Origin of the sequence: Legionella sp. (genome assembly GCF_049790535.1) — a bacterium.
GTDB lineage: Bacteria > Pseudomonadota > Gammaproteobacteria > Legionellales > Legionellaceae > Legionella.
Genome location: NZ_JBAQZB010000082.1, coordinates 1 through 11868, shown reverse-complemented (window position 1 = coordinate 11868; position 11868 = coordinate 1). Strand labels below are relative to the sequence as shown.

Sequence of the window (11868 nt, the reverse complement as noted above, 5' to 3'; positions counted from 1 at the left end):
GGTATTGCTTGCTGAAAGTAAACAGTTGAACAAAACTCTGGATGCTCATTGGACTTTGATATTGATTCATGGGATCTTACACTTACTAGGCTATGATCATATCAACGATGATGATGCAGCGATGATGCAGGCAGTTGAAATTAAATTATTGGCTGAATTAGGTTATAGTAATCCTTATGACGCAGAGGGTAATCAACTTGAATAAAGAGGAAGAAGGCGGTTCCTGGTTTTCTCGTTTGAAGCATTTTTTACAGGCGGAACCACAGAATCAAAAAGAACTTGTTAGTTTGTTGAGAGATGCGCAGATTCGCTCTCTTATAAACTCAGAAACACTAGCAATGATAGAAGGTACCCTACTATTTTCCAAAATGCGTGTTCGCGACATCATGTTACCTAAAAACCAGATGGTTTGCATTAAACAGGATGAAGAACTTAATCACATTATTAAAACGGTAACCCACACTGGACATTCCAGATTTCCTGTAACTGACGAAAATGGAGATGAAGTTGTAGGAATATTGCATGCCAAAGATCTATTGCGTTACCAACCCCATAATCCTAATTCTTTTGATTTACTGGATATCTGCCGCCAAGTCACTTTTGTTCCTGAAAGCAGACGTCTTGATAGCTTACTTAGCGAATTCCGTAGTAATAGAAATCATATGGCTATTGTTGTTGATGAATATGGTGAAGTTTCAGGATTTGTTACCATTGAAGACATTATCGAGCAGATAATCGGTGATATTGAAGATGAATTTGATATTGATGAAGATGCATACATTAAGGCTCATGACAACGGTCATTATATTATTAAAGCCCATATGCCAATTGATGAATTTAATGAACAACTTAATACTCATTTTAGTGATGAGACTTATGATACGATTGGTGGTATTGTAATGAACAGTTTTGGTTATTTACCTACTCGTGGGGAAACGATAACCATAGGCTCTTTAGAATTTAAAATTATCAATGCAGATGCACGAAGAATTAAACTATTAGAATGCATTGAGAAACAGTAAGGGATGATTGACATTTCGCGAATAGAAATATCAACTGTTCCTAAATGATGCTTTTAAAACAAGGTTCCTTATGAATGGAAATATTCTCGTTATAGATGACGATACCGAACTTACTGACTTATTAACACAATATTTAGAACCAGAAGGTTTTCATGCTATTTGTGTGCATGATGGTGAAACCGGCGTAAAGAAAGCATTAAACCAATCTTTTGATGCGATTATTCTTGATGTGATGCTCCCAAAACTGAATGGCTTTGAGGTTTTAAAAGCCATCAGAGAACATTTAGAAACGCCCGTTTTGATGTTAACAGCTCGTGGTGATGATATTGACCGTATTGTAGGCCTTGAAATTGGTGCTGATGATTATTTACCTAAACCCTGCAATCCTCGAGAATTAGTTGCGCGTGTACGTGCAATTTTACGACGTACCCAAAAAGCTCCTGCGTCAAAACCAGTAATTAAACAACATAATATAATAGTGGATTGTTCTAAACGTCACGTAACTCTAGATGGAAATTATCTTGAATTAACTAATGCTGAATTTAACATCCTGGAAATGTTAATTAAATCACCAGGACAAGCTTTTTCCAAAGAAGAACTTACTGAATATGCTTTAGGACGAAAATATACGGCCTACGATCGCAGTATTGATGTACACATTAGCAACTTAAGAAATAAATTGGGAGATAATCTTCAAGGTGAACCTATAGTCAAAACAGTAAGAGGCTTTGGATATCTATTTAATGCGTAGTTTATACTGGAAAATTTTTATTTCGTTTTGGCTGGCAACGATTTTTATTATTTTTACTACAGCCTGGATTATCAGCCACATTGCACAAAAATCATCCCTTCCTGCCCAAGAACAACTGTTCATGGACAGTTATGCCAATGCAGCAGTAGCAACCTTTGAATCTGGCGAACACACGGCCCTAATGAAATGGCTAAATAAAATTGGTATTTCTCGTCATATGACTTTGTATTTATTATCGAGTACTGGCGAGATCATTAGTACTGAAATACCTCCCGAAAATGTAAAAAAAGTCGCGGAAAATCTTCTTAAGGATCAGTTAAGTGAAGGTATATTAAAATCAGATAAACTGATCGTAAGTCATGAAATTCTGTCGACCTCAGGAAAATTTTACCGACTTGCGGCAATAAGTGAGAAGCCTATTTCTCATTTTGTAGGTATCCCTTGGGCTGGTTTAGCCATTCGCCTAATTTTAGCTGCCTTCATTAGTGGTCTTATTTGTTATTTACTCTCTCTTTACCTTACACAACCATTACGCTCATTAGGAATGGCTGCGAAATCAATTGCTACCGGAAAACTCAGTACACGCGTAGGCTATTTAAGAGGGCATCATAAGGATGAAATAGCACAACTTAGCGATGAATTTGATCGTATGGCCGAACAATTAGAAAAACTAGTCAGCTCTAAGGAGCGATTATTACAGGACATATCTCACGAATTACGTTCACCACTCGCTCGTCTACAAATTGCTCTTGAGTTAGGCCGCAATAAAACCAAGCACCTTGCAGATTCTGAATTTAACCGTATGGAACTTGAATGCTCTAGATTAAACTATTTAATTAGCGAAATTTTAGACTTCGCTCGTCTGGATAAATCCACGATGGATCTACATTTAAAACAGGTCGATATTCCTGCTTTATTGCACGAAGTAATTAAAGACGCCAATTATGAATGTAAAACTGCAGTTAACAGGGTTCTTGCAGGTACGATTGCACCCTGCAATTTATTAATTGATAAACGTTTGGTTCATCGAGCAATAGAAAACGTAGTGCGTAATGCACTACATTATTCGCCTGTTAGCGAAAAAGTACTTGTTTCACTATGTAACGATGAGACTCAAGACCATATCTATATCGACATTAGCGATCACGGTCCTGGTGTTCCAAACAAACAATTGGAAAAAATATTTAGTCCATTTTATCGAGTCGATACTTCTAGAGAGAAAAAAACTGGCGGTTATGGTTTAGGATTAGCCATTGCTTTTCGTGCCATTCAATTACATGAGGGCAAGATTATTGCACAAAATAATTTGGATAAGGGTTTATTGGTACGAATTATCCTTAAAAAAAATCCCAATTATTCCTTATAATACAATGAAGATGTTTAATTTTTTAATATACCAGCCCCTAGAACATGATGTCCAATTAAGTTACAATACGCTTGATAAAGGTTAATTAGGTAGTGTATTTATCATGATTAAAGAGAAATATTGGGATGATACAGGTAATTTCTTCTCTTTTTCAGGCTTCATACTATCTAAACTTCAATACATTCCTTTTACTAAGGCCCCTATTTTTGGATATATTTCCTTAGCCTTTTATCTCATAGGGTATGCTGCATGGTGTGGTTACAATTTTCTAAGACCCGAAGATCAAAAACAAGAAAATAAATGGTATGGATTTGCAAAAATCAAAGCACAATTTCTTTTTTCATCTCTAATAGGTTTTACTGCCACTGTAGTGAGCATCGCTGCCATTTTTATACCTTTTTTATACCCCTCTGCAGCTTGGCTTTTTCTTCTTGCTAATATATTTTGGGCTATAGGCGAATATCATAAATTAAAAACACCTCCGAACAATGATGAAAACTATTTTTCTTATATTCTAACAACGACTGTTATAAGTTTGGTTACAGCAATAACGGCTACCCTTAGCTTTGTATTTCCTATTGCTGCACTACCGATTTTCATTTTTTCCCTTTTAATCTATATTAGTCTTGGAGCACTTGCATTGGAGTTTTTGTTAAACTCTAAGTTTGATGATCCCAAGCCAGTACAATACTCAGAAAGTTATTTTAAAATGAACAATAAATTAGGTCCTGATCCTACTTGTGCTTCTAAAAATAATAATGTGCCAGTTTTTTCTCATGGAAAAAATTTTTTTGAAGTACCTGATATTAAAGAATTAAACAATGATATTAAAACACTTTCAGCGCAACCATCATCAAATAAATGCTGATCCTAATGGTCATCGACCCCGTTCTACACTATAATCTGTTCGCATATCGCTAGTTTGAGCGAACTATTAACAGCTCCTATCTTTTCAATTTTTATTATTTAACCAAGAGATTTAAATGGATCCAATAATTGCGAACATGATTTCCAGAGCATATAAAACGCTCGAATACTCTTATGCCCCTTATTCTAAATTTACTGTAGCTTGCTGTATTCAAACAGATAAAGATAATTTATATACTGGCATTAACGTTGAGAATTGTTCTTACAGCTTAACCTTGTGCGCTGAAACTTCAGCAATTGCAGCGATGGTCAGCTCAGGCGAGCAGCACATCAAAAGTATGGTGATACTGGCCGGATCGAATGCATTATGTTCTCCCTGCGGGGGTTGCAGACAAAGAATTAATGAATTTTCAAGTCCTGATACCCTAATACATTTATGTAATAAAGATTCGGTATTCCGCAGCATCACAATTAATGAACTACTGCCACTAGCTTTTAATTTTGATTTTAAACCTAAATAGGATAATTTCTATGACGAATACTGCAGTACCGCGAAGCGACGCCCATTTAGCAGCTGACTTTATTAAAAAATTATATCCCTTATTTAAACCAACTGTAGCCGTAGTCTTAGGTTCAGGATTAGGTCAGTTTGCAGATGAGTTACAAGACTCCGTACACATCAGTTATGAAAAACTTCCAGGCTTTCCTAAAATTACAGTACAAGGACATAGTGATAATTTAATTCTTGGTTACTTGAATGGAGTTGGGGTCATTTGTTTGCAAGGTAGAGCACATACTTATGAGGGTTTGGAAAATTATGCAACCGTTAAAACTTATGTACGAACAGTAAGGCTCTTAGGTTGTAATTATTTCATCGCTACCAATGCTTCGGGCTCACTAAGAGAAGATATAGGTCCAGGTGAATTAATGTTAATTTCTGATCATATTAATTTACAACCCAGTAATCCTCTTATTGGTATTAATGATGAGGAATTTGGCCCTAGATTTTACCCAATAGATAATGCTTATGACAAAACAATGCGTCGTGATTTATTATCTATTGCTGCTAAACACTCAATTAAACTGGAAGAAGGAGTTTATATTTCAGTACTGGGTCCTCATTATGAAACGGCTGCAGAGATTAGAGCATTTAAACTCTGGGGAGCAGACGCTGTAGGGATGTCTACAGTTCCGGAAGTATTGGTAGCAAATCATTGTGGCCTGCATGTAGCAGTAATTGCTATGATTACGAATTTTGCTACAGGCCTTTCTCAAACTGCTCATAGCCATAATTCAGTTGTTACTACAGCAGAAAAAGCTGCGAAAAAACTGAACTTACTCCTTAAAGAATATATTGCGGAACTTAAATGAATTTAGAATCTTCTTTGAATGAAGTTTTGGAAATCTTGGTTAACAATCAAAGTAATAGCAGCATCACTACTGAGGAACTAATCCATACTTTGGATCTCACCTTATTGGATGAACACGTATCACTTGAATCCTTGTCTCAACTAAATCAAGATGCGTGCCGCAATCATGTTGCGGCAGTATGCGTTTATAGTAAACATTTATCAGAATTTCAGCAGTTAGATGCAATCGAATTAGCTACCGTCATTAATTTTCCTGAAGGTAATGAGAAATTAGCATGTTCTTTGCAGTCAATTGAAAGAGCAGCCCAATTAGGTGCCACTGAAATCGATTACGTACTCCCCTATCGACTGTATCTTGATGGTAAAAAACACCTTACTCTAACTCAGTGCCACACTGTAATTGAATTTTGTAAGCATTATAATCTGACTACAAAAATAATATTGGAAACCGGAGTTTTTTCTGAAATAGAATGTATTTATGAACTAAGTAAAAATCTGATTGAATTAGGTTGTAATTTTCTGAAAACATCAACTGGAAAAATAGCACAAGGCGCCTCTTTACCTGCTGTATTCACCATAATAAGTGCAATTAAAGACTCCAAAAAAAATTGTGGTCTCAAAATATCTGGTGGTATAAAAAAATCTGTGCAAGCATTTAATTATGCACAATTAGCTGAATTAATGATGGCTAAAAAAATCGACAAAAGCTGGTTTCGTATCGGTGCGACAAGTTTATTGAATGAATTGACAAAATAAGCTAAGTCAGAGCCTTTATTTCAAAGCGAGATAATGGCTCCATCTTTTGTCTTTAAAGTTACCACAAGAGAAACCTTCTGTGATGAATTCAAAGGGAAGGAACCCTATGACAGCTTGAAAAACAAAAGAAATTAAACAAAAAATCATTTAAAAGAAGTGAGTTATTTATTGGTTTCATAAATACTCCCATCAAGTCAGGCGATTTACACAAATAGATGAACCAAACTGAGGGTGTTGCGAGGTCATATAAATTTAGAGGTAATAAAGATGGAGATTTTCCTATTACTGCTTCTGATAGTACTCTTGAGGGCCTTGGCTGCAATTTTGCTGTTGATACTTTAGGCCAGCTGATATGGAGTGCATCGTGTGAGCCTAAGGCAAAGGAGCATTGGGAATCTTATGTCGAACAAAAAACTGCAAACTTGAAGAACTTATGTAGCCTCACTCAGCTTATCAACTAACATGGTGTGTAATCTTTAGGCTGAAGGGCTCCAAGCAGTCGCGTAAACAGTCGCTAGCTCATGCCAACAAATATTAATAAACTGTTGTAAAAGTTCTTGGTATTGAGTATGTTAGCGAACAGTAAGTTATTAGGTGTGAAAAAAATTTTCAAATTGAAGGCCAGGACAAATTCAATATAATGAGCCTAAAGCAAGCCACATAAACCCCCCATAATAACTACTAAGAACAAATGCTTTAAAGCATTGCGCTCGCTTACGATTACTAATTAGCTTTTGCTGGTAAAACAATACTAGAGCTGCTGCAAACCAACAAATATAAAATCCTTTGCTTGCATGAATGCTCAATGCCCAAAATAACCATAATCCATGCACTACACAAAGAAGTAAGCCGATAATTAAACGATCATAAGTTCCAAAATAAATAGCTGTAGATTTCACGCCTATTCTTAAATCATCTTCTTTATCGCTCATTGCATACATGGTATCGTACGCGACAATCCAAGAAAAATTGAGCAAAAATAATAAAGCGCATTCATCATTTAAAGTTAGGTTCGAAGCAACATAGACCATGGGAATACCCATGGAAAAAGCTAATCCTAAAACAAATTGAGGAGCATTGAGAAAACGCTTACAAAAGGGATAAAGGAAGCAAATAAATAAAGCAATACATCCAAGATAAAAGCAATCCCAAGGTAAATTAATTAATATCAATAATGACGCCAAAAGCAACATCACTAATAAGACTAACGCCTCTTTAATACTAATCTCACCAACAGTTAAGGGGCGAAGCCGCGTCCGGATCACATGCTTATCAATATCTTTGTCAGCTATATCATTAATAATACAGCCTGCAGCACGCATTAATACCGTACCCATAAAAAACAATACAAACAATTTTAGCGATGGAAACCCTTTATTTGCAAGCCATAAAGCCCAAGCTGTTGGAAACCACAATAATAAAATCCCTATAGGTTTATCAAATCGCATTAAGCGCCAATAAGCATTCCATTTCATAGGGTTATATCCCCTAACTTCGGCAACAGGATTTCTATTAAATAAAAAGATTCTTTGCGTTGAAAAGAAAACTCAGCAATTCGTACCCAAAGTATCCCTTGAATCCTATTAATGTATTTTTTTAACCAATAAAATTCAACACAATGTTTATTTATTGGGTAAGTAATTAAATTAATGCGATGCACCCTCTGATCATTAAAAATTAAATTTTTTATAGACTCATTATGTAAACGATCGAAAAAAGTGGGGGCTAAATCATAACATCGTGTTGGGATAATACTCCGAGCATACCAATAAATCACATCATGACTTTTCATTAGAATTTCTCGTTGAAAAACTAATACATCCTGAATATCAAGGACACTCTGAGACCATAAATCTATATTTATCCATTGCTGTGCAATCAACTCTAATTGGACAGCTCCCTTGGCTGAACATAATTTATCAGTTAACGATGATTGACAATTAATCCATTCTAAAAACTGTTGAGAGCATGATACTTTTAATGGAAAAATAAGCTGTGTATTAATCGTCATAAATTTATAGTTAATGAAAAAGATTCTTCAAGATTCTACAAAATTAACGTGTCAGGGACAAGCTGTATCCGGAATCTTCTTTTATTCTTCCTAATCGATTTAAGATAATCACTCTATTTTGACGAGTATCCGCATTCAATAAAGTAAAATGACCATTGCTAATAGCACGAGTCGGATTATTTGAAAAAATCACACGATTAGAAGAGCGAGCTCCGCTCCAAGTTAGCTCCCATCCTGGATGATGCCATTGCCATTGGTAAAGTAACTCACTATTATTGGTTTTTTTATTCCAGGTACTTAATTTCATTCCATGTACCCAATTTAATGAAGCATCTAAGGGTGTTAGAGAAACTGTTTTACCCAAAATAAGTGCCTGAAGTTTGGCGTATTGCACTGCAGTTCTTAGTTCATCTACCAGTACCTGTTGCTCATTTTTTCGTAATAAGTAAGAATAAGAAGCAGTACCTAAAACAGACAAACACGCGATTAGCGCTAGTATGATTAATAATTCAAGTAATGTAAATCCTTTTATTTTCATGGTAATACTAACTATTAAGAAACTAATTGCATCAGGTAATGAAGATCTTTAAATACTTTTCTTTTTTCAGCGGGATTGGCTATTAAATAATTAGGGTCAATGCTATTTACCACAAGACAATCTGTATTCACAGAAGTAACGAATTGATAGTGATCTAAACCCAAAACTAAAATCGCCAGTGGGGTTTGCTGTTCTATTTTGGCATCATAGTTGCTGAGTGGCTCATTTTCCTGAACCGGAATAATATTCAATTCATGTTCTTGCAAGTTAAGATAGGCCATCATCTGAGCCAATAGTGATTGTGCTTTAATACTCAGGTTTGAGGAAATAAAAACCTGTAGTTTCACCCCCCCCCGCAAAGATCCTTTTTTACTCTCTTCGATTTGTTTTGCCGTCGCAAGCTGCAGCAAGGATAAAGAATTAGGTCTCTTAATCCAAGCTCTAATCCCCATTTGATTCAAATAATAAAGCGTTTTATCACTGTACATAAGTAAATTTTGGTAAAAAAATCAGTATAGATCGAAATACCAATTGAGTCAGCAAACTTAAATGTTTAAAAGAGAAAAATTATTTTCATCACTTTGAAAATCCCCATAATCCTCATAATACACACCAGCAATAACCGTTTGCATTGGCTCCTCCCCTTGACTTAACGATTTTAACAGGTTTGAAGGAGATGGGGATTGATTACTATTCAAGACCCTAAGCATACGTATACTTTGTGCAAAAGATAAATTCCATCTCCCATAATATTCATCTCTAAAAATTAGTTGATTATTCTGTAGTACTTTTAACACTTCTTTAAATTCCTCATAAATTTTCTGACAGGGATTTTCCTTAAATTACTTTATTAAATTGATCACAATATGCAAAACAATATTTATTGGATTATTAATTTTTGCAAAATGCTCTAAACAAGCAAAGGATCAATCAAAAATTTTACAAACAATAAATTTTTTACTTTTTTTTATATAGAGGTAATACTTTTTAGAATTTCCAGCACAACCATGCTAGGATTAACAGATTGTGTAATTGGTCTTCCTACCACCAGGTAATCACTACCTTCACCAATTGCTTCTTGGGGCGTCATAACACGCGTCTGATCATTTTTTACATCAGTGGTTAATCGAATTCCTGGGGTGACCGTAATGAATTGGTTGCCACATTCATATTTAATTGCTTTAACCTCATGAGCTGAACTCACGACACCATCTAAACCTGAATCTTTTGCTAAGAGAGCTAATTTTTTTACATATTCAACTAGAGTAGCATTAATACCAATGGATGCTAATTCCTTTTGACTAAGGCTTGTTAAAACCGTTACTGCGATTAAAAGAGGACGGTCTGCGCCATAAGGCTCAATAGCTTGTCTAGCAGATTGCATCATCTTCTCTCCACCTGATGCATGTACATTCATCATCCATACACCTAACTCGGCAGCCGCTTTGCAAGCATTGGCAACAGTGTTAGGTATATCGTGGAATTTTAAATCCAAAAAAACTTTAAATTGTCTCTCAATTAATTGTTTTACGAAATGAACTCCCAATAGAGTAAACAACTCACTACCCACTTTTAAAGCACAACTGCTGGGATCCAGTTTATCAACTAAATTTAAAGCATCATGCTCACAATTAAAGTCCAGAGCAACAATCAATTGAGAAGACATTTAGGCCACAGCTTCTACTTTTTGCAACATTAACGCATTTTTTACCGCTTCAACGACCTTTATTTGATCGGCTTCGAGTAAATAAGGATGCATTGGTAGACTAATGACACGCTGACTGGCCTTTTCAGCATGGGGAAAATCCCCAACAGAATAACCCAAATAATTCATTGCAGCTTGTAAATGCAATGGCGCAGGATAATGAACTGCTGTAGGAATTCCAGACTCTTGCATTGACTGTTGGAACTCATCACGACAATCAACTTCAATAGTGTATTGTGCATACACACTAGTATTATAGTTATGAACAAATGGGGTTTTAACTAATGAAGAAAGCATCTGATCATAACGCTTGGCAACTTTTTGACGCATAATAATTTCATCGGGAAACAACATCATTTTTTCAATTAACACTGCAGCCTGAAGAGTATCCATACGTCCATTAATCCCAATACGGTGATGGCAATAACGTGCATTTTGACCATGTATTCGTACTTCAATCAATTTCTTAGCCAGCTCATCATCATTAGTAAAGCAAGCACCAGAATCCCCATAGCCGCCTAAGGGTTTAGAAGGAAAAAAACTGGTGCATCCAATAGTTGATAAAGCACAAGAATAGTTACCTTTGTATGTTGCACCAAAGCTTTGCGCCGCATCCTCAATCACTGCAATACCATATTTATCAGCAATTGCATTAATGGCATCATGATCGGCACATTGTCCAAACAAACCTATAGGCATAATTGCTTTGGTTTTTCTTGTAATGGCAGCTTCTAGTTGATTTGGATCTAAATTATAAGTTAAAGGATCAATATCAACAAAAACAGGCTTAGCATGACAAAGACTAATTACTTCTGAAGTAGCAAAAAAGCTAAAAGGACTAGTAATAACTTCATCCCCTGCTTGAATTTCTAATGCCATTAATGCCATCAATAAAGCATCCGTTCCACTTGAGTTAGCAATGGCATATTTTACACCAATAAAATCAGCCAATTGCTTTTCGAGCTTGGCAATTTCTGGACCCATAATATACTGACCATGATTCAATACATTCCTAATGCTGTTTAAAACATCATGCTCAATTAAAGAATATTGTGTTTTTAAATCAATAAATTGCATCATAGTCTCTTCAAAATAGTATGTATACTTATTTTACCTAAGATACTGGCTTGTCTTATCACAAAAAAAGCATCTAGAGGTAGAATAACTATAAATGTTAATTGTATCATTTACATTATCACTAATATCCGTAACTTCTCAATAAGTTGTGGCAATAATAATGCAAGTATAAACTTTCGCTACAACATAAGAACTTTATTGAAAAGTTACTAATATCCCTCCAATCCATGGACAGGCTTCATTTTTCCCCAGTTTTTACACCCGGGACAATGCCAATGTAAATGTTTACCACCAAAACCACAATGACCGCATCGATATACTGGTTTGTTATCTAAAAATTTGCTTGTTATATCATAAAGTATTTGTAGTTTGTTACGTACTTTTCCATGAGCTGATTCAAGGTGC

16 protein-coding genes and 1 pseudogene are annotated in these 11868 nt (G+C 35.4%); 9 read left to right on the top strand and 8 right to left on the bottom strand.

All coding sequences use genetic code 11. From position 1 onward, the window contains the following. From ybeY to WA877_RS04710, 9 genes are all read left to right on the top strand, one after another. A partial coding sequence (gene ybeY / locus WA877_RS04750; protein WP_425169788.1) for an rRNA maturation RNase YbeY occupies nucleotides 1-205 on the top strand: 205 nt, incomplete at its 5' end. Then, entirely contained in the window at nucleotides 177-1022 is an 846-nt protein-coding gene (locus tag WA877_RS04745) for an HlyC/CorC family transporter (protein ID WP_425169787.1), read from the top strand. The genes ybeY and WA877_RS04745, both read left to right, overlap by 29 nt. Nucleotides 1023-1092: 70 nt before the next feature. Beyond that, on the top strand, nucleotides 1093-1773 hold the full coding sequence (gene cpxR / locus WA877_RS04740) for a two-component system response regulator CpxR (protein ID WP_425169786.1): 681 nt from the start codon (nucleotides 1093-1095) through the stop codon (nucleotides 1771-1773). Then, nucleotides 1766-3139: a two-component system sensor histidine kinase CpxA gene (gene cpxA, locus WA877_RS04735; RefSeq protein ID WP_425169785.1), complete on the top strand. Its 1374-nt coding sequence runs from the start codon at nucleotides 1766-1768 to the stop codon at nucleotides 3137-3139. The genes cpxR and cpxA overlap by 8 nt, the downstream gene beginning before the upstream one ends. A 103-nt stretch (nucleotides 3140-3242) precedes the next feature. Further along, on the top strand, nucleotides 3243-4007 hold the full coding sequence (locus tag WA877_RS04730) for a hypothetical protein (protein WP_425169784.1): 765 nt from the start codon (nucleotides 3243-3245) through the stop codon (nucleotides 4005-4007). Between the two features lie 115 nt (nucleotides 4008-4122). Continuing rightward, entirely contained in the window at nucleotides 4123-4527 is a 405-nt protein-coding gene (gene cdd, locus WA877_RS04725) for a cytidine deaminase (RefSeq protein ID WP_425169783.1), read from the top strand. A 10-nt stretch (nucleotides 4528-4537) separates the two neighbouring features. Beyond that, the gene (locus tag WA877_RS04720) at nucleotides 4538-5377 is read left to right on the top strand and encodes a purine-nucleoside phosphorylase (RefSeq protein WP_425169782.1); all 840 of its coding nucleotides are present in this window, start codon (nucleotides 4538-4540) and stop codon (nucleotides 5375-5377) included. Then, complete coding sequence (gene deoC, locus WA877_RS04715; RefSeq protein WP_425169781.1) at nucleotides 5374-6132, top strand: deoxyribose-phosphate aldolase; 759 nt, start codon at nucleotides 5374-5376, stop codon at nucleotides 6130-6132. Before WA877_RS04720 ends, deoC begins: the two co-directional genes overlap by 4 nt. A gap of 215 nt (nucleotides 6133-6347) precedes the next feature. Beyond that, nucleotides 6348-6593, top strand: coding sequence for a hypothetical protein (locus tag WA877_RS04710; protein WP_425169780.1), 246 nt, complete (start codon nucleotides 6348-6350; stop codon nucleotides 6591-6593). A 171-nt stretch (nucleotides 6594-6764) separates the two neighbouring features. On the opposite strand, the gene ubiA is transcribed toward WA877_RS04710, so the two are convergent. From ubiA to WA877_RS04670, 8 genes and pseudogenes are all read right to left on the bottom strand, one after another. Next, nucleotides 6765-7607, bottom strand: a complete 843-nt coding sequence (gene ubiA / locus WA877_RS04705; protein WP_425169779.1) for a 4-hydroxybenzoate octaprenyltransferase — start codon at nucleotides 7605-7607, stop codon at nucleotides 6765-6767. Further along, nucleotides 7604-8143 (bottom strand): chorismate--pyruvate lyase family protein, encoded by a 540-nt coding sequence (locus WA877_RS04700; protein WP_425169778.1) that lies wholly within the window; start codon nucleotides 8141-8143, stop codon nucleotides 7604-7606. Before WA877_RS04700 ends, ubiA begins: the two co-directional genes overlap by 4 nt. Before the next feature lie 43 nt (nucleotides 8144-8186). Beyond that, nucleotides 8187-8681, bottom strand: coding sequence for a GspH/FimT family protein (locus WA877_RS04695; protein WP_425169777.1), 495 nt, complete (start codon nucleotides 8679-8681; stop codon nucleotides 8187-8189). A 14-nt stretch (nucleotides 8682-8695) separates the two neighbouring features. After that, the gene (locus tag WA877_RS04690) at nucleotides 8696-9169 is read right to left on the bottom strand and encodes a DNA polymerase III subunit psi (protein WP_425169776.1); all 474 of its coding nucleotides are present in this window, start codon (nucleotides 9167-9169) and stop codon (nucleotides 8696-8698) included. 57 nt (nucleotides 9170-9226) lie between these two features. After that, nucleotides 9227-9478 carry a hypothetical protein gene (locus tag WA877_RS04685; RefSeq protein WP_425169775.1) on the bottom strand — a complete coding sequence of 84 codons (252 nt, stop codon included), beginning with the start codon at nucleotides 9476-9478 and terminating at the stop codon, nucleotides 9227-9229. Between the two features lie 170 nt (nucleotides 9479-9648). After that, nucleotides 9649-10347 carry an orotidine-5'-phosphate decarboxylase gene (gene pyrF / locus WA877_RS04680; RefSeq protein ID WP_425169774.1) on the bottom strand — a complete coding sequence of 233 codons (699 nt, stop codon included), beginning with the start codon at nucleotides 10345-10347 and terminating at the stop codon, nucleotides 9649-9651. Then, nucleotides 10348-11463 carry a DegT/DnrJ/EryC1/StrS family aminotransferase gene (locus tag WA877_RS04675; RefSeq protein ID WP_425169789.1) on the bottom strand — a complete coding sequence of 372 codons (1116 nt, stop codon included), beginning with the start codon at nucleotides 11461-11463 and terminating at the stop codon, nucleotides 10348-10350. It abuts the gene before it with no gap. A gap of 209 nt (nucleotides 11464-11672) precedes the next feature. Beyond that, nucleotides 11673-11868: pseudogene (locus WA877_RS04670) on the bottom strand (lipopolysaccharide assembly protein LapB); the annotation flags it as partial.